At 37.5% G+C, this 18,472-nt stretch carries 16 protein-coding genes; 1 reads left to right on the forward strand and 15 read right to left on the reverse strand.

From position 1 onward, the window contains the following. Positions 1-136: 136 nt before the first annotated feature. The 15 genes from AC4BC5_RS06510 to AC4BC5_RS06580 form a co-directional block, all read right to left on the reverse strand. Positions 137-1,189, reverse strand: a complete 1,053-nt coding sequence (locus tag AC4BC5_RS06510; RefSeq protein ID WP_490497306.1) for an LLM class flavin-dependent oxidoreductase — start codon at positions 1,187-1,189, stop codon at positions 137-139. A 137-nt stretch (positions 1,190-1,326) separates the two neighbouring features. Further along, positions 1,327-3,807, reverse strand: coding sequence for an ATP-dependent Clp protease ATP-binding subunit (locus AC4BC5_RS06515; protein ID WP_490497307.1), 2,481 nt, complete (start codon positions 3,805-3,807; stop codon positions 1,327-1,329). 5 nt (positions 3,808-3,812) lie between these two features. Then, positions 3,813-4,280, reverse strand: coding sequence for a CtsR family transcriptional regulator (locus AC4BC5_RS06520; protein ID WP_490497308.1), 468 nt, complete (start codon positions 4,278-4,280; stop codon positions 3,813-3,815). Between the two features lie 125 nt (positions 4,281-4,405). After that, complete coding sequence (gene pknB / locus AC4BC5_RS06525; RefSeq protein WP_490497309.1) at positions 4,406-6,619, reverse strand: Stk1 family PASTA domain-containing Ser/Thr kinase; 2,214 nt, start codon at positions 6,617-6,619, stop codon at positions 4,406-4,408. Then, positions 6,612-7,355: a Stp1/IreP family PP2C-type Ser/Thr phosphatase gene (locus tag AC4BC5_RS06530; RefSeq protein ID WP_490497310.1), complete on the reverse strand. Its 744-nt coding sequence runs from the start codon at positions 7,353-7,355 to the stop codon at positions 6,612-6,614. The genes pknB and AC4BC5_RS06530 overlap by 8 nt, the downstream gene beginning before the upstream one ends. A 13-nt stretch (positions 7,356-7,368) precedes the next feature. Next, positions 7,369-8,718 carry a 16S rRNA (cytosine(967)-C(5))-methyltransferase RsmB gene (rsmB, locus tag AC4BC5_RS06535; protein WP_490497311.1) on the reverse strand — a complete coding sequence of 450 codons (1,350 nt, stop codon included), beginning with the start codon at positions 8,716-8,718 and terminating at the stop codon, positions 7,369-7,371. 1 nt (position 8,719) lies between these two features. Further along, the gene (fmt, locus tag AC4BC5_RS06540; RefSeq protein WP_490497312.1) at positions 8,720-9,661 is read right to left on the reverse strand and encodes a methionyl-tRNA formyltransferase; all 942 of its coding nucleotides are present in this window, start codon (positions 9,659-9,661) and stop codon (positions 8,720-8,722) included. After that, entirely contained in the window at positions 9,654-10,145 is a 492-nt protein-coding gene (def, locus tag AC4BC5_RS06545) for a peptide deformylase (RefSeq protein ID WP_490497313.1), read from the reverse strand. The genes fmt and def overlap by 8 nt, the downstream gene beginning before the upstream one ends. Before the next feature lie 15 nt (positions 10,146-10,160). Further along, positions 10,161-12,521 carry a primosomal protein N' gene (gene priA / locus AC4BC5_RS06550; protein ID WP_490497512.1) on the reverse strand — a complete coding sequence of 787 codons (2,361 nt, stop codon included), beginning with the start codon at positions 12,519-12,521 and terminating at the stop codon, positions 10,161-10,163. 162 nt (positions 12,522-12,683) lie between these two features. Next, on the reverse strand, positions 12,684-12,989 hold the full coding sequence (gene rpoZ / locus AC4BC5_RS06555) for a DNA-directed RNA polymerase subunit omega (protein ID WP_490497314.1): 306 nt from the start codon (positions 12,987-12,989) through the stop codon (positions 12,684-12,686). Between the two features lie 4 nt (positions 12,990-12,993). After that, the gene (gene gmk, locus AC4BC5_RS06560; RefSeq protein ID WP_490497315.1) at positions 12,994-13,608 is read right to left on the reverse strand and encodes a guanylate kinase; all 615 of its coding nucleotides are present in this window, start codon (positions 13,606-13,608) and stop codon (positions 12,994-12,996) included. A 143-nt stretch (positions 13,609-13,751) separates the two neighbouring features. Continuing rightward, on the reverse strand, positions 13,752-14,633 hold the full coding sequence (locus AC4BC5_RS06565) for a YicC/YloC family endoribonuclease (protein WP_490497316.1): 882 nt from the start codon (positions 14,631-14,633) through the stop codon (positions 13,752-13,754). 17 nt (positions 14,634-14,650) lie between these two features. Continuing rightward, on the reverse strand, positions 14,651-14,869 hold the full coding sequence (locus tag AC4BC5_RS06570) for a YdbC family protein (RefSeq protein WP_490497317.1): 219 nt from the start codon (positions 14,867-14,869) through the stop codon (positions 14,651-14,653). Between the two features lie 31 nt (positions 14,870-14,900). Beyond that, positions 14,901-16,574 (reverse strand): patatin-like phospholipase family protein, encoded by a 1,674-nt coding sequence (locus AC4BC5_RS06575; protein WP_490497318.1) that lies wholly within the window; start codon positions 16,572-16,574, stop codon positions 14,901-14,903. Between the two features lie 22 nt (positions 16,575-16,596). Continuing rightward, positions 16,597-17,310, reverse strand: a complete 714-nt coding sequence (locus AC4BC5_RS06580) for a class A sortase (RefSeq protein WP_490497319.1) — start codon at positions 17,308-17,310, stop codon at positions 16,597-16,599. 188 nt (positions 17,311-17,498) lie between these two features. Between AC4BC5_RS06580 and AC4BC5_RS06585 the strand changes: the two genes are divergently transcribed. Further along, positions 17,499-18,287, forward strand: a complete 789-nt coding sequence (locus AC4BC5_RS06585; protein ID WP_490497320.1) for a hypothetical protein — start codon at positions 17,499-17,501, stop codon at positions 18,285-18,287. Positions 18,288-18,472 lie beyond the last annotated feature (185 nt).

Consider the following 18,472-nt stretch of genomic DNA (forward strand, 5'->3'; position numbering starts at 1 on the left):
CTCCCATCCTAAGTAATCACTCCGTAACTACCTATCATTTACCGATATTTCTCAGCTAAAAAAGATGTAAATGTTGTTTTACCAATAATTCAAAAGAAGTAAACACCTCGGAGATACCAAGATATTGCCTAGGTTGCTACTTTTTCTGTTTTCCAAGTAATTCTTTGACTCTTGGAACAACTTTTTCACCATATAACTGAATAGTACGGAAACGATCTTTTTGTAATTGTCCTCCAGCACCATAAACTAGGTCAAAACGACTAACTCCCACTGTTTGAATCATATGAGCAATTTTTTGTGCTACTGTTTCAGGACTCCCTACATAATATGAACCTTCTGAAATTTCAAACGCAAATCGTTCACGAGTCATTGGTGCCCAACCACGCTCAGAACCAATTTGGTCCATTGATTTTTTCAAGTATTGCCAAGCAATCTCTTGAGCTTCTTCGTCTGTATCAGCAATCACCCCATGTGAGTGCATACCTACTGGATGATTAGGTTGACCAAACTGTTTTGCTGCTTGTTGGTATAAATTAATATACGGACGGAAACGTGCTGGTTCACCACCAATAATTGCTAGCATGACTGGAAAGCCATATTTAGCTGCGCGAATAATCGAGTCTGGGGAACCACCGACACCGACTTGAACATCTAAACGTTTTTCTGTTTTTGGATATAGTTGTATATTATTTAATGATTGCGTCAGCTGTCCTTCCCAAGTAACAGGTTCCCCTGTTAACAGTTCATTAAATAAAGCGATTTTTTCTTCAAATAATTCATTGTAATCATTTAAATCATACCCAAACAATGGAAAAGATTCTGTAAATGAGCCCCGTCCTAACATAATTTGCGCACGCCCATTGGACAATGCATCAACTGTCGCAAAACGTTCAAATACTCGTACTGGATCGTCTGAGCTTAAGACAGTTACACCTGTTCCCAAAATAATATTTTTCGTAGTGACTGCTAAAGCAGCAAGTACTGTATCTGGACTAGAAATTGAGTATTCTTTCCGATGATGCTCCCCTAAAGCAATCACATCTATCCCTAATTGATCTGCTAGTTTACCTTCTTCCACAATCATTCGTAATGACTCAGCATAGCTTAATGGCTCTTTGGTTACATCATGATAGGCAACATCACCAAATGTATCTAAACCAAATAGAACTGTTTTTTCATTCGTTATCATAAAATTATCCCCTTTATTTTTGTCTTACTCTAACTATACCTAATTTTTAACGAAAACCAACAAATAAGCTTACTAAATGTAAGTTTATTATTCCATAAAAAAACTCTCTCATCCTATAAAATGAGAGAGTGCTATTTTTATACTTGTTGTAAAACTTTGTCAGTTTTTGGTTCTTTTACATTTAATGTAATTGTTCCTTTAGATGCACCAATTGTTACTTGGTTGCCTAAATGAATTTGCCCAGAAAGTAAGGCTTCACTCAAACGATCCTCTACTTCTTTTTGTAATGCACGTCGGATTGGACGAGCGCCGTATTCTGGATCAAAACCAGCTTTCCCAATTACATCTAATGCAGCGGGTGTAATTTTCAATTGAATGTCTTGTTCTGCCAAACGTTTAATAATTGAATGACTCATGATTTTCACAATTTCATGAATTTCATTCTTATCTAATGAACGGAACACAACTGTTTCATCAATACGATTTAAAAACTCTGGTCGATAAGCTTTCTTTAAGGCCTCTAAGATACGTTTTTGCATCGAAGTATAGTCTTTAGAAGCATCTACCACATTAAAGCCCACATTTTTCTCTTCACGCAATTCTGTTGCTCCAATATTAGACGTCATAATTAAAATGGTATTTCTAAAATCAACACGACGGCCTTTAGAATCGGTTAAGTGTCCGTCATCTAATACTTGTAACAAAATATTAAAGACATCTGGATGAGCTTTCTCAACTTCATCTAGTAAAATAACAGAATATGGTTTAGAACGAACTTTTTCAGTTAATTGTCCACCTTCATCATAACCTACATAACCTGGAGGCGAACCAATTAAGCGACTCGTACTATATTTTTCCATAAACTCTGACATATCTACGCGAATCAGTGCGTCTTCACTGCCAAACATTGCTTCAGCTAATGCCTTCGCTAATTCAGTTTTACCGACACCTGTTGGGCCTAAGAACATGAATGAACCGATTGGACGATTAGGATCTTTCAAACCACTACGTGCACGACGTATGGAGCGAGAAACAGCTTGTACTGCTTCATCTTGACCAACGACACGTTGATGTAGGATTTTTTCCAAATCTAACAAACGTTCACTTTCTTTTTTCTCCATTTGTTGTAATGGAACACCTGTCCATTGTGAGACAACAGCTGCTACATCTTCTGCTGTTACACTGTTTTCGTACCCTGTTGCTTCCTTAACTTCAACAAACGTCACTTCAGCCAAGTTTTGACTAACTTCTTTTTCACGTTGACGCAAACGCGCTGCTGTTTCAAAGTCTTGTTGACGAATAGCTGCTTCTTTTTCTTCAGCTAATTTCATCAATTCTTCTTGTAATAATGCAGCTTCTGATACTTCATCTGCCTTGTCCAAGCGAACTTTTGCGGCTGATTCATCCATTAAATCAATTGCTTTATCGGGTAATTGACGAGAATTAATGTAACGAACGGATAGTTGAACAGCTGCATGTAAGGCATCATCCGTAATTTCAACACCATGATGTTCTTCATAACGAGGACGTAAGCCTCTTAGAATTTCTTCGGCTTCTTCTGGTGTTGGCTCATCAACTTGTACTCGAGCAAAACGACGTTCAAGAGCGGAGTCTTTTTCAATATATTTTTGATATTCATTTAATGTGGTTGCTCCAATAGTTTGTAATTCACCACGAGCTAGGGCTGGTTTTAAAATGTTCGATGCATCAATTGCCCCTTCTGCCCCACCGGCACCAATTAAGGTATGCAACTCATCGATAAAGAGAATAATTTGACCATCTTGATAAATTTCATCAATAATTTTTTTCATGCGATCTTCAAATTCACCACGGTATTTGGTTCCTGCGACTAAAGCGCCCATGTCTAGCATCATCAGACGCTTTTGTTGCATGTCTTTTGGCACTTCAGCATTAACAATTTTTTGAGCCAAACCTTCCGCAATGGCTGTTTTACCAACACCTGGTTCACCTACTAAAACAGGATTATTTTTAGTACGACGACTTAAAATTTGAATTAAACGTTTCACTTCTTTGCTACGTCCAACAACAGGATCTAGGCGTTGCTCACGGGCTAATTTCGTTAAATCACGAGCCAATGAATCCAACGTTGGCGTTCCTTCTTGTTGGGGCTGTTGACGTTGTTGTGGGCGTCGACGACTTGTATTGCTTTTTGATTGTACACCCATTTTTTTCTTCAACAATTGACGCATTTTTGCCAAACTCATTCCTAAATTCAACATAATCCGTGAAGCTAAAATTTCTTCATCACGTAACAATCCTAATAGCAAGTGTTCCGTTCCAATTTGTTGGGCACCTAAACGTTTGGCTTCATCGCCTGCATAAGCAAAAATTTGTCTTGCTCGTGGCGAGTAGGGTAAAAAGCCACCTGTTGGATATTCCTTCATTGAACCATAACCAGTCAAATGTTCAATTTCTTCCCGAATATCATTTTCATTTACACGCATTTCACGCAATGTTTTTCCAGCAATACCATCTTGCTCGATAATCAACGCTAATAAAATATGCTCTGAACCTACAGACTGATGTTTAAAGTATTTTGCTTCTTCTTGAGCAATGGCAAGCACCGCTTTTGCTCGTTGTGTAAATAGTTCATCCATCGCACTCACTCCTTATCTTCATAACTTAATCGTTCTAAAATCCCATGCATAATTGAAGCACGAATTATATTTTCCTCATCTGATTTCCCTAAGACTGCTTTACTAATTGTTGTTAATAATAAATTACCTTCTCGTTTTGACAGAATACCTTCTTCATATAACTTCTGGATAATTGATACCGCATCTTTTTCAGAAATTGTTTTATCAAATAATTGATTTACTTGTTCTAAAAAATGATGATAATTCGCAATTTGAATTTTCTCAATTCGAATATAGCCTCCACCACCACGTTTACTTTCAACAGCATAACCTCGTTGAATGGTAAAACGAGTATTGATGACATAATTGATTTGCGAAGGTACACAGTTAAATAAATCTGCCATCTCTGCACGACGAATTTCTATCATTTCACTTTCTTCAAGAATCTTCTTCAAATATGCTTCGATTAAATCAGAAGTATTTTGATGACCCATTTAAACGCGACCTCCCTTGACTAATATTGACCTTAATTATAGCGAATTTTCAGAAGTTTGAAAAGAAGAAGGACTTTAAAGAAAAAGGATAAAGCAAAAGTTTAAACTTCGCTCTATCCTTTATCTTAATCTTCAGTTACTGATGTGGCTGTATTTGATGTGTTATCAGAAGATATAGTCTCACTATCTTCTGGTGATGAATTAGAAGAATCACCATCTTCTTGTCCTCTAGAAATGATTAGCTGAATTGTTTCACCCTTGTCTACGGATGTTCCTGCCTCCGGATTCGTTGAGATAACTTTTCCTTTTTCTACTGAGTCACTGGATTCTTCTGTTGTTGATACAGAGAAGCCTTGACGTTCTAATAAGGATTTTGCAGCTGACTCAGACATATCGGAAACATCTGGTAAATCAATTTTTTCGGAACCCTTACTAATTTCTAACGTAATCGTTGTATCCCCTGGCGAAATATCTGAACCAGCTTTTGGGGATTGTTTGACAATGGTTCCCTCATCATTGTTACTATACACTTCACTAATACGCACAGAATTACTTCCTAAACCATACGTATCCAATTCACTACGCGCATCTGCTTCCGTATAACCAATTAAATTAGGCATCTTAATATTTTCTGGGCCTTTACTAATCGTTAAGGTAATTTCAGTATCTCCAGGAATAATTTCTGTGTTTGCTGCTGGCGTTTGTTTAATCACCAAACCTGGACTCATGTCACTAAATTCTTCAACAATCGTTACTGAATTATTGCCTAAACCATAGTTAGTCAACTCAGCATGAGCATCGCGTTCCACATAACCGTATAAATTGGGCATTATAACAGGTTCTGCCCCTTTACTAACCGTTAATTCAACTTCAGCTTCTTGAGGATCCACCTCTACCCCTTCTGATGGTGTTTGCTCCATAACTTCATTAGCTGGTGTATCGTTATCGTAAACCTCTTCGATTTTTATTTTGCTCTCATCAAAACCAAGTGTTTTCAATTCTTCGATAACTTTGTCTTTATTTTGACCAACATAATCTTTCATTTCAACTTTTTTACTGCCCGTACTAATGTAAAGGAGAACTTCTTTCGTACGTTTAATAATCGCCCCTTCTTCGGGATCAGTCTTCACCACATGATTTTCAGGGATTTCATTACTCGGAAATTCTTTAGTTTCCGTGGCAACCTCAATTCCAGCATCATGCAAAGTTTCTCGAGCAGCAGCTTCTGTTAGACCGGCAACTTCTGGAATCGTTACTTGATTCCGACCACCACCAAATACTAAATAATACGCTAAACCTGCTAGTGCACAAAAGAGTAAGATAGGTAAAAGCAACCACAATTTTCTTTTTTTCTTTTTCTTCACAGGCTTTTGAAGCTCAGGCTCTGGTGTGGCTTGTTTAGCAGTTGGCATCTCTTTGAAGGAATCTGGCATTGGCGTATCTTCTGCAATCGGTGTTAAAATTTTTGTTTCTTCTAACATTGCATGTGGTTCCCATAATGGTTCATTTAAGCGATCTGGAGAAAGTGCCGTTTCAATATCCTGACGCATTTCATCGGCTTCTTTATAACGATCACTTTGCTCTTTGGCAGTTGCTTTTAAGACAATATTTTCAAGAGATTGTGGAACGTCTTTATCGTAAATACGAATAGATGGGATTTCATCTTGAAAATGTTTTAAGGCAATCGTTACTGCAGATTCACCATCAAAGGGTACTCGACCAGTTAACATCTCATATAAAATAATCCCAATGGCATAAATATCGGATTGATTTGTTGCCATACTACCACGTGCTTGTTCAGGTGATAGATAATGAACGGAACCAAGCATTGTATTGGTTTGTGTAATTGATGTCTCTGATAAAGCAATCGCAATTCCAAAATCAGCAATCTTAACCACACCATCTTCATTAATTAAAATATTTTGTGGTTTTAAATCACGATGAATAATACGATGTTGATGTGCCAAAGCAACTGCCGAAAGAATTTGTTGCATAATATCAATAGTCTCTGGATAAGGGATTGGATATCGCGTTTGGATATAACGTTTTAAATCCATCCCTCTAACATATTCCATTACTAAGTATTGCATATTATCTTCTTCACCAACATCATAGACAGAGACAATATTGGGATGCACAAGTTCGGTTGCAGCTAATGCTTCTCTTTGAAAACGACGAATAGCATCCGTGTCCTCTCGAAAGTCGTAACGTAAGACTTTGATAGCTACTTCTCGATCTAAGATCAAATCACGCGCTAAAAAAACATTCGCCATTCCACCGCTGCCGATACTACCTAAAATCAAATAGCGCCCACTTAATTTTTTTCCCGTCTCAATCATGGCTGACACCTCCAAGGTCTATCAATAATACCGTAATATTATCCACACCACCATGCGCATTTGCAGCATCGATTAAACGTTCAATTGCTTCATCTAAACAATTGCTAGTTGTAACATATTCATAAATTAATTCTTCACTAACCATATTGGTCAAACCATCAGAACATAATATTAAATAATCATTTTCAGCAATAAAGTGCGTAGCCACATCTACTTCGACTATTCCCGGCATACCTACTGAACGAGTTACCACATTTCTACGTGGGTGATTAGCTGCCATTTCCTCAGTAATTTCCCCTGATTTTACCAAGGCATTTACCAGAGAATGGTCTTCTGTTAATTGAATTAGCTCATTTCCTCGTATTAAGTAGGTGCGGCTATCCCCTACGTGTGCCAAGGTAAATTGGTCATCTAAAATGATTACCGCTTCCAAGGTAGTGCCCATCCCGCTTAATTCGGGAGTAGCTTGGCCACGCTGATAAATAGTTTCATTTTCTACTTGAATATATTGAATTAACCATTGTGCGGCTTTTTCACTGTCTGAAATATCTGAGGCTTGCCATTTGTTACCAATTTCTTCGACCGTATCATGACTGGCAACATCACCCGCTTGGTGTCCACCCATGCCATCTGCTAATAATGCTAACGTATATCCTTTTTGATTGGTAAATACGGCAGCGTAATCTTGATTAGTATTACGCCTTTTTCCCACATCACTTTTATAACGAATCTCCATATTTTTCACCTCATCATTTTTTACGTAAACAGCTGATAAAAAATCCATCTGTCATATATTGGTGCGGATAAATTGTCAGCATCTGGTTTTCGATACTTGGTTGTAACACATCATTCACTGAAACATCAACTAAAGTGAATTCTGAATGCTTTTGTAAGAACTGGTTAACGACTGCTTGATTTTCTTCGGGTGCAAACGTACATGTACTATAAACCAACATTCCATTAGATTTCAAAGTAGGTGCCACGCTCTCTAAAATTGCCAGTTGAATCTCAGGCAACTTTTCAAAATCAGCTGGTTTTTTATTGTATTTAATATCTGGTTTCCGACGCATTAGCCCTAAGCCCGAACAAGGAGCATCTACTAAAATGCGGTCAAATGTTTCAGAAGGAAATTCCTCCGCAACTTGACGTGCATCGAGTTCTAACGCATGAACAACCTCCGAAACATGCAGACGTTCTGCATTTTCTTCAATTAAAGCCACCTTATGTCGATGAATATCTAATGAAGTAACAGCACCACCTTTTTTTGCTTCTAAAAAGGTAGCAATATGTGTCGTTTTTCCACCTGGGGCAGCACATGCATCTAACACTTGGTGATTTGGCTCGATTTGTAACGCTGGTGCTACCAACATTGAACTTTCATCTTGAACGGTTAACAAGCCTTCTTTAAATAATCGGCTACCTGCAATAAAACCTTTGGCAGCAATTATACCATAAGGTGAAATATCGCTTGCTTTTGCTTCAATACCTTCTTCAATCAATATTTGTATAGCTGCTTGACGGGTTATTTTACGCGTGTCGACACGACAACTCACGTGGCTGGATTCAAATAAAGATAAACCTAACTGGCGTGTGTTTTCTTCCCCAATTTCTTTGACTAGTTTTTCGACCAACCATTTAGGCATACTGATTTCTGTTGCCAAACGGTCTAAAGGATTTTTAATCGTTGCAAGTTCAGGTACTCCTTGACGTTGGATATTCCGTAATACACCATTTACAAACTTTCCAATCCCAACATTCCCACGAACTTTTGCAATTTCCACTGCTTCATTTAAGACTGCGTGACTGGGAACTTTATCTAAGTAAAGCAATTGATACAAAGAAAGCTGTAATAATAATTTCACCCAATCATCTACCTTTTTCGCCTTAGCAATAAATGGATGTAGATAAAAGGAAAGTAATAATTGACGACTAATGGTTCCATACACTAATTCAGTTAGTAAACGACTATCTTTTTCATTTAATTGTCCTTTATTGATACAATCACGCAGTAATAGATTTGAATATGCTCCGCCTTTTTGTACACGCTCTAAAGCATCCAATGCCACAAAGCGGACGGTCTTTTTGACTTTATTTTTCATATTAATTCACCTGTTGCCCAATTGCGACTTGCTGCCCACTACCATTTAAAAAGGCACTAATCACTTGCTTTCCTTTACCAGCTGGCTGTAATTCATCAATGGCTAATACCGAATGATTTCCACAAGCAATCCATAGTTCTTTTTTACTACGCTGAATAATCGTTCCTGGTTCAGCCGTGGTAGTCTCATCAAGCGGGGTAACTGCCCATAATTTCCACCGTTGGCCCTCATACATTGTAAAAGCAATCGGCCACGGACGCATACCACGCACTTGACAGTCAATTTCTTCAGCAGTTTTATGCCAATCAATAGCTTCTTGTTCACGGGTAATATTAGGCGAAAATGTTACTTGCTCTTCCTCTTGAGGCGTTGGTTTTAAAGTTCCATCTAAAATTTTTGGTAAGGTAGCTAATAACAATTCTTTTCCCAATAAGCTTAATTTATCAAACATCATGCCAACATCATCTTGACGAGTAATTGGCAGACTTGCTTGAGAATAGATACCACCTGCATCCATTTTTTTAATCATTTCCATAATAGTTACACCGGTTTCTTTTTCACCATTCATAATCGAATAATGCACAGGTGCTCCCCCACGGTATTTTGGCAATAATGATGCATGAACATTAATCGCTCCATGTGTAGGAATTTGTAATAAACGTTCGGGTAAAAACTGGCCAAATGCTGCCGTAACAATCAAATCAGGTTGTAATTCGCCGATTTTTTCCATTTCCGGAGAACCCGAAATTTTTTCAGGTTGTAAAACAGGAATGCCTAGACGAACTGCTGCTTCTTTTACAGGAGTAGGGGTAATGATCTTTTTTCGTCCAACAGGGCGATCTGGTTGGGTAACAACTGCAACAACCTCATACTCTTGGTCAACAAGACCTTCTAAGATGGGTACTGAAAATTGGGGGGTTCCCATAAATACAATTTTAGTCATGGTCATGCTCCTCTACATAAGCTTCTAATTCTTCTTCTGGAATGCGGTCAATCATATTATCAATAAATAATTTACCATTCAAATGATCAATTTCATGCTGAAATGCACGTGCTAAATAGCCAAACGCTTGAACTTCCATTTCAATTCCTTCACGGTCATAGTAGCGAACAGTAACTTCCTCAGCACGTTTCACTGTTCCATAAACATGTGGAATACTCAGACAGCCTTCTACGTCGATATCACTACCTTTTGCTTCGATGATTTCTGGATTAATCAGTTCAAATAATTCGCCTTCTTCAACTTCTACTACCGCAACTTGGATATTTTTACCAATTTGTGGTGCAGCAATACCAATTCCATCATGGGCCAACATCGTTTCATACATATCTTCTAATAACTGCACTAACTCATCAGTCACCACCGTAATAGGTTCACATGGTTGACGGAGCTTTTCATCAGGGTTAATAATAATAGGATATCGCATAATTTCTCCTTTAGTTTAAATAAAATTAAGTGGTTCATTGTCAATGGATACATAAAGATTTTTACGCTGATCTTTTTGACTCTCTTCCAAGATTTCACGTAATAAGCCTTGTAGCAACGGTTCATGTTTATATTTGATAATTAACTGATAGTGATAACGATTTTTTACTCGTGCCACGCCGCTTGGAATGGGACCTAATAAGATACTCTGCGGACTCAATGTTTGTTTAACTTGTTGGGCAATTTGAAACATTTTTTTGGCAACAACTTGTTCCTCAAGATGACTGCAAGAAATTTTAACTGTAAAATAATACGGTGGATACCCACTCTGATGGCGCAGCTGCATTTCTTTTTGATAAAAGTGTTCGTAATCTTGTGCTTGTGCTAATACAATTGCATGATGATCGGGGTTGAATGTCTGAATGATTACCTCACCTGTTTTTTCAGCACGACCAGCACGACCACTGACTTGGGTTAAGAGCTGGAAAGTTCGCTCACTTGAACGAAAATCAGGTAAGTTCAATGCTGTATCAGCGTTTAATACGCCTACCAATGTAATATTAGGAAAATCAAGTCCTTTGGCAATCATCTGTGTTCCTAGCAGAATATCTGCTTTTTGGTCTCCGAAAGTCTGAAGTATCTTCTCATGTGCACCTTTGCGACGGGTTGTATCAACATCCATACGTAAAATACGTGCTTCTGAAAAAAGTGCTTGTAATTCTTCTTCAACTTTCTGCGTGCCCGTACCGTAATAGCGGATTTTATTACCACCACAATCCGGACAACGATGAGGAATCGCTTCTTCATGCCCACAATAATGGCAACGCATCGTTTTAGTATCCATATGTAAAGTTAAGGATATATCACAATTGGGACAAGGCAATACATAACCACAATCACGACACATAATAAAAGAGGAATAGCCTCGACGATTTAATAACAAAACGATTTGTTCTTTTTTTGCTAAACGATCCGCAATTTTCTCTTGTAGTAGCCGAGAAAAAGTGCTGGTATTTTTTTGTACAAATTCTTCTTTTAAGTCAACCACCTGAACACTTGGCAAAGTCGCATTTGGATTTGCTCGTTGGTTCAAATGCAACAGCTGATAAACTTTTTTTTGCGCACGTGCGCGCGATTCCAAAGAAGGCGTTGCACTACCTAATATCACTGGGCAGTGATGATACGCACCTCTCCAAATTGCTAAATCTCGAGCGTGATAACGTGGCGCTTCGTCTTGCTTATATGATGCTTCATGTTCTTCATCAATAATAATCACACCAATATTCTCTAATGGCGCGAAGATAGCCGAACGTGCACCAACAACCACTTGTGCTTCCTTACGTTCAATTTTACGCCATTCATCGTATTTTTCACCATGGGATAAGCCACTGTGCAAGACTGCTACAGCTTCTCCAAAGCGGCTCTTAAATCGTTCAACCATTTGTGGCGTCAACGCAATTTCCGGAACTAACATCATCGCCGTTTTCCCTTCGGCTAACAAGGAAGCAATGGTTTGTAAATAAACTTCTGTCTTCCCGCTCCCAGTAATTCCCTCTAACAAGAAAACGTCAGATTTTCCAGTAGCAGCTGAAGACAGAATCGCTTCTACAGCTTGTTGTTGTTCATTATTTAAGGCCAATGAATGCGTTTGTTCAAACGTTCGATGTTTGTAAGGGTCGCGATAAGCCTCAACTTCTTCAAAGACTAACCAGCCATTAGCAGCTCCTTGATTTAAAATCGATGTCACAATTCCTTGTTCTTTATAAAATGAAACGGGTTGATTAGGATGCTTTGTCAATAATTCGACTAATTGCATTTGACGCTTCGCTGTTTTTTTAATAGTTTCCATTATACTTGGAAGTTGAGCAGGACTAAGTAAACTTTTCACGTAACGAATCGTCTTTACTTTATTTTTATTTTTCACAACGTACTGAATCTCGACCACGTTTTCAGCACGTAATTTTTTGAATTTATTTAATAACCCTAGCGATTCTACTTTCTGCCAATCAAGTGACTCACTTTCTGAAAAATACGTATGAATCGGATGATTTCGGTCTTTTAACACGAAATTTTTTTGATATTCCGCTTTCATGACACTCGGTAGCATCGTTTGAAAACAAGTGATTTTAAATGCAAAGGTTGTTTCTTTCATATAATCTGCTAATCGCAATAATTCATGATTGAGCACAGGTGCTAAATCTAACACACGTATAATTGGCTTTAACTGCGTTTGTGCTTGCTCATCTATTAAACCAGTCACAAAGCCTTGAATATGGCGATCAGAGTTACCAAACGGTACTTCAACTCGCATGCCAACTTCAACTACTTCTACTAATTCTTCTGGTACAACATAAGTAAAGGGTTGATCTGTCTGCATTGTCGGCACATCTACAATAATCTCTGCTAACAATAACCTCGTCCTCCCTTCATGGTTTCCTACATTTTACTAAACTTGACAGGTTTTGTCTGTAAAGCAAAAAAAATTTAACTTTTACAACCAAAAGGAGTCTGGAATATTCTTTTCCAGACCCCACAATAATTATAATTTTTGTTCTTGGCGAATGCGTGCTTCTAATTCTTTTTGTTCTTGTTCTTTTTGAGCTCGACGTTCTTCTGCTTCCATCTTCAAACGAGCACGTTTTACTTCTGGATGTGGGTCACTAACAACTGTTTCAGCTTCAATCTCTTCTAACGCTTGACCAACACTTTTTACTGAGTCAAATTTATCTAAGGTTGCTTGTGCACCAGCATCTAATTCATGCGCACGTTTACTAGCTAAAATAACTAATGAATATTTTGAATTCACACGATCCAACAATGAATCGATTGATGGTTTTAACATCATTATTCTACAACTCCTCTAACATTTTTCTATATTTTCCAATGACGCGTTCTACGCGAAAATGTTCGCTTGAAATGATATCTTTAATTCGTTGTACGGCTAAAGGAACTTCATCGTTGACAACAGCATAATCATACAACGCCATCATTTCAATTTCTTCTCGGGCAATTCGCATACGTTCATCAATCACTTCAATTGAATCAGTCCCACGTCCTGTAATTCTTGAGCGTAATTCCGTTAAATCTGGTGGTGTCAAGAAAATAAACACCCCATCTGGCACTTTTTCTTTTACTTGTAAGGCACCTTGCACTTCGATTTCTAGGAAAACATCTTTTCCTTCATCTAATGTTTTTTGAACATAAGATAATGGCGTACCATAATAATTTCCTACATATTCTGCATACTCTAACATTTCACCAGCAGTAATTAATTCTTCAAACTCTTTATGGCTACGGAAAAAATAATCCACACCCTCTACTTCTCCGATACGTTTTTTACGTGTTGTCATTGAAATAGAATATTGAAAATCATTATCTTCACTATCAAATATTGCTTTACGTACTGTTCCCTTACCAACGCCGGAAGGTCCAGATAATACGATTAATAATCCTCGCTCTGTCATATTGACGTCCTTTCACTGTTCGATTTGCTTAACGTCTATTTTGCACTTTTTTTCAACAACTTTCAAGAATTACTTTATTATAACGAGAATTTTATTAAAAAACTACTTAAATGCCCGTACAATCTAATCATTTAACCATTTTATTATTCCACATTTTGCACTTGTTCACGAATTTTTTCAATAATCGTTTTCATTTGGACAACTGCATTTTTTATAACAATCGGGCTTGATTTCGAACCAATTGTGTTAACTTCACGATTCATTTCTTGAATTAGAAAGTCCAATTCACGTCCTACAGGTTTCTCCGATTGAAGCATTGTAGCCATCGATGTTAAATGAATATTCAATCGATCTAACTCTTCATGAATATCGCCACGCTCCAATAAAATCGCCATTTCTGTCAACAAGCGCTCTTGATCGACCGCTGCCCCCAACCAGTCCGTTAATTTTTTCTCAAATCGTTCTTGATAATCGGCTTCGTATACTTCAACAAACGTCGCTAATTCAGCTATTTTTTGTTGCAGTGCGCGTCTATTTTCTTCTAGAATTTGTTGAATTCCTGCACCTTCAACTTCCCGACTGGCATTATTTGCTTCGGCAGCTTCTTTAATCGCTGCTAATACCGATGCTTCTAGTCCCTGGTCTTCTGTTTGTTTTTCTTGAATATCAATCAATTCTTGGTTATTAATCAACCGTTTTAAAATAGTTTTTGCAGGTAATTCTTCATTAAACCGCGCTTGTGCTTCTGTTTGCAGATTGGTGACAAGTTCTTGTATTAAATCCCAGTGTATCGCAACTTCTTTATGACTGTCACCTTTTTCTTTTAATGTGAGGTAAACTTCTACTCGTCCACGTTGCAATGTTTCTTTAATCGTTTGGCGAATCGCTTGTTCATATATGTTTAACTGACGCGGGCTACGTAATTGAATATCTAAAAAGCGATGGTTGACACTTTTTATTTCTACTTCAATCTGATAATATTCAGACTCACACAACGCTTTTCCAAAACCAGTCATACTTTTCATGGTCAAAAAACTCCTTTTTACATTGATGTTAACGTTTGTTTCAATGCCGCAAACTCTTCGTTAGATAAGGTTACCCCTTTTCCCATTTTTTCATGACCTGGACTCCAATCGCGCAAATCAAATTTTGGTGGTCTACCATTCCAACTCACCAAGTTCAATTCTTTCCGCCAGCCTTTTGGGTTTTCTGATAACACTACAATTTCTTCCACAATTTCATAAGAAAATTCACTTGCCATTTCACACGCCTCTTTTCTAGATTCATTTCTTTTATTGTAACGTATTTTTTGAATGGTGTACAAACGCTGGTGTTTCTAACAAATACGCTAAAAATTTCGCTGTTACTACCATCACAGGTGCTATTGAAACTATTTGTTGCGGGATGTCTCTATTTTCTTTGATGATTTGATATAAATGAGTCACTTGATTTTTTTCAGATAATACAAAACGTTGACTATGATAAGTCGTTAACCATTCTGAAATAGATAAGGTTCCAATCGCTAGTTTCTCTTGGTGAAAGGCCTGTTGAATTTTTGCCAAGAACAGCTCTTTTGTATAGACATGAGTCGCTTCTAATCCAAATAAGCGCCCAGCTAACTCTAATAAAATCAAACCGCCTTGCTCGACAGGTGCTTTTTGTTGATATAGTTTACTAACCTTTTTCCAAAAGTCAGTTCGTTTGATTAGATCCAAGTAAACAGGTTCATTTTGTAAATGCCGTAAAAATGCGCGCCATTCTTCTTGCCAGGTCGTTTCTAAAGTAAAGGTATACCAATAACCTGTAAATTGCTCGAATGACTTCAACGTTTCTAAATATCCTAAACGATAATTTGTTTCAGAACGACTACTGTCAAAAACTAAAAGGTTTCCTAACGTCCATGGTGAACAATAATTAACCACGGCTACTTCTTCAGGAGCTGTCAGTTTTTTAACAATTCCTGGACCTTTAATATCCACACAAATGCACTCTGTTGCCCCATGAGCCAATGCAATATCCAATGGTAAATTATTGCGATAGCCCCCATCGACATACTGTTCTTGATCGATTTCCATTGGAATCATACCGGGATAAAAAGAAGCCGAGGCAATTAACCATTTCAATTCCTCTAAACCATTTGTTACATCATACTGATGAACAACTTCTTGCAATCCTGGAAGTCGTGTCGTGCAGACAAATAATGGCAGAGTACTGTGCTGCATTTTTTCAGCATCAAACGTTTTTACCAACAACTCTTGTAATGGTTGAGAACTGGCACCGTTCTCTTTTAAGGCTGTCGTTGCCAAGGAGCTGACTTGTTGCACTAATTCCTTAAATGTTTGATTGGTAGCACAAGCTTCAGGAAAGGCTAGGACTTTATCCGTGCTAATAGTTAACCATAGTTCACGTGCTATTTCTACATCATCCATCAAAATAAGGGCACCGTTCAGTGCGCCAACGGAAGTTCCTGTAATTAAATCAAATGTGATGCCTAAGCTTTTTAATGCTTGCCAAACACCGATTTGGTAAGATCCTCTTGCTCCACCACCGCCCAAAACTAATGCAGTATGATACGTAAAAACTTTTTTAAAGCCCTGCGCTGTCTGTTCGTACCCATTTGCACTCAACCATTGAGACATCAATTCACCCAATTGCAGCGGAATGATGAACTCCTTAACAAAACGCTGACGTAAAAAAGTTTCAATTAGCAGTAAGCTCTTCTTCCAAGAAAAATGTTCCATTGGTACATACAATAAATTACGCAAAACCACTTGTTTTTCATCAATTTCTAGCGCTAAAAAAAGCTGATGCGAACCATTTAATTGCCATGCTTCCTTTTTTCTCGCTTGCTTTAAAAAAGCTTCTCTTGCTTCAGAATGAGAGGGAAAAAAAGGTACTGCTAATTGACTCGACAAAAAAACAGTAGACTGTTTTAAATCCGATAAAAATACTCTTTCGCTACGCACCACTTATCCCTCCTAAAAAGTATTAATAGCTTTTTCGCTCCATTTGAAAAGCAGTCAGCATGTCTTGATTTGCCTGCTCGACTGCAGTGACTTCCGTCAGTTCGCCTTGGACCATCCAACGTGTCACAGCACTGGCTTCTCCACAAGTAATTAGGGTAACTAGCTTTTTATCGGGAACATCTTCTACTACTTCCACTTGTTTAGGATCGATGCGCGTCGAAACGGTGACTTGATAGGTATAAACATTTTCCAAATCGGTTAAATAAACAATATCCCCAATCCTTACTTGATCTAGATGCGAGAATAATAAATCCGATTCTTCTAAACGATGGCTTGCTAATGCATAATTGCCTGTTCCTAATGTTTGGTCAGGACGAAATGTTCCTGCGCCATACCACAAGCCTTCATTTCCTAATCCTTTAAAAATAGGTAGATTGATAGCTACGCTCGGAATAGCCACGCCAGCAATAACAGGCAAATCAGTTTGTTGCAATTGTGCTTGTAATACTTTTTCGGCACTTACCGCCTCAACTGCTTCGAAGTCAAAGCTAGCATCTTTGTCTGTATTGGCTACAATGTTTTCACGTGAAACATGAGAAATTGTGTAGTCTTCGCTCCTTTTTTCGATAATGAAGTTTTTTATTTTGTTATTGAAAATTAATGCTAAACCTAACAGTATTAATAATACAATCAGTACGTTAATGAATAAATTTTTTATTTTTGATTTTTTCTTCATCGTTATTCTCTCCATTCCTTTTCTCTTCCCATCATATCATAGAACTTTTATTGTATAAAAACTATAAAAGTTTTCTTCTAAAACTCTCCGTTTTGTAATCAATTTTTAAAGGAAAAGAAACAAGCTTTTTTAAATCCTTTATTGTAAAATACAGTTATGACTTAACAATATAATGGGGGAGGTTGGACATGAAACAGTTGGTTTATGTACATATTGATACAATTAGTAATGCTGTACTGACGCAAGGAATTGCCGTACAAGATTTTCATCAAGGGATTGTTCACCAACCCAAGAATTTATTACTTTTAAATCCATCAAGTGATTTAGGAGATTTTGAATCACATACCGCCATGAAAGTAGTTCGTGGTAATGAGGCAGTTGAAAATTATTTTCAAACAGTTGAAAAACTTCGACCAATGGAAGAAACTAAATGGATTGATTTTACTGACTTTGCAATGTTGAAAGAACTGACACCGTTAGAAATTTCTGAATTGCTATATTTCGGTCATATGAAAACTCATTTGCACTCACCGTTTTTTTATAAGTTACAAAACAATTTCGTTTACTTTGATTTAAAAGATAATGTTGCACGCACATACTATCGCTATTTAGATGAGTTCTATCGGATTTTAGCGAATAAACTAACTCAAATTGTTTTTGAAACTGTGAATCAAAAACGTGGCTTCTTCAGAAAACCCCAGCCCATTGAAAGATTAAATGTCGACTTAATGAAATCATTGCGTGAATTTATGCGAGAAGGACTTGTTTTTTCATTTTCTCAAGCGGTGAGAACCGAAGAATTATTTCAAATTCCTATTTTTGTAGTTGAAGATACACGTTTTCGAGTAGCAACCCCGCCATTTAAAGAAGATGCGCTAGTGGGGCATCTATCGTATCAGTTCACCAATAATAGTTGGCAATTAGATGTAGACGAAAACCATCTAGCCTTCGCTTCTTTATCCAGCACTCATTTTTAGGTAACCCAAATAGACTGTGACAACTGTCACAGTCTATTTTTTTATTTGAAAAACAGCTAGGAAAATCTCTCAGAACAGAAAGGCCTATAACATACATAGATTGACAAATAAGCTATTTGAACGATAAAAGATTGGTCCTCGTCGCAATCTCGCCTTGATTTGGCGTAATGCTATTTTGTTCGGAT

It is taken from the genome of Enterococcus sp. AMC2644 (genome assembly GCF_058216475.1).

Coding starts and splice junctions, on each gene's coding strand:
- AC4BC5_RS06510 (WP_490497306.1), bottom strand. CDS start 1,189: ATGATAACGAATGAAAAAACAGTTCTATTTGGTTTAGATACATTTGGT.
- AC4BC5_RS06515 (WP_490497307.1), bottom strand. CDS start 3,807: ATGGATGAACTATTTACACAACGAGCAAAAGCGGTGCTTGCCATTGCT.
- AC4BC5_RS06520 (WP_490497308.1), bottom strand. CDS start 4,280: ATGGGTCATCAAAATACTTCTGATTTAATCGAAGCATATTTGAAGAAG.
- pknB (WP_490497309.1), bottom strand. CDS start 6,619: ATGATTGAGACGGGAAAAAAATTAAGTGGGCGCTATTTGATTTTAGGT.
- AC4BC5_RS06530 (WP_490497310.1), bottom strand. CDS start 7,355: ATGGAGATTCGTTATAAAAGTGATGTGGGAAAAAGGCGTAATACTAAT.
- rsmB (WP_490497311.1), bottom strand. CDS start 8,718: ATGAAAAATAAAGTCAAAAAGACCGTCCGCTTTGTGGCATTGGATGCT.
- fmt (WP_490497312.1), bottom strand. CDS start 9,661: ATGACTAAAATTGTATTTATGGGAACCCCCCAATTTTCAGTACCCATC.
- def (WP_490497313.1), bottom strand. CDS start 10,145: ATGCGATATCCTATTATTATTAACCCTGATGAAAAGCTCCGTCAACCA.
- priA (WP_490497512.1), bottom strand. CDS start 12,521: ATGCAGACAGATCAACCCTTTACTTATGTTGTACCAGAAGAATTAGTA.
- rpoZ (WP_490497314.1), bottom strand. CDS start 12,989: ATGATGTTAAAACCATCAATCGATTCATTGTTGGATCGTGTGAATTCA.
- gmk (WP_490497315.1), bottom strand. CDS start 13,608: ATGACAGAGCGAGGATTATTAATCGTATTATCTGGACCTTCCGGCGTT.
- AC4BC5_RS06565 (WP_490497316.1), bottom strand. CDS start 14,633: ATGAAAAGTATGACTGGTTTTGGAAAAGCGTTGTGTGAGTCTGAATAT.
- AC4BC5_RS06570 (WP_490497317.1), bottom strand. CDS start 14,869: ATGGCAAGTGAATTTTCTTATGAAATTGTGGAAGAAATTGTAGTGTTA.
- AC4BC5_RS06580 (WP_490497319.1), bottom strand. CDS start 17,310: ATGAAGAAAAAATCAAAAATAAAAAATTTATTCATTAACGTACTGATT.
- AC4BC5_RS06585 (WP_490497320.1), top strand. CDS start 17,499: ATGAAACAGTTGGTTTATGTACATATTGATACAATTAGTAATGCTGTA.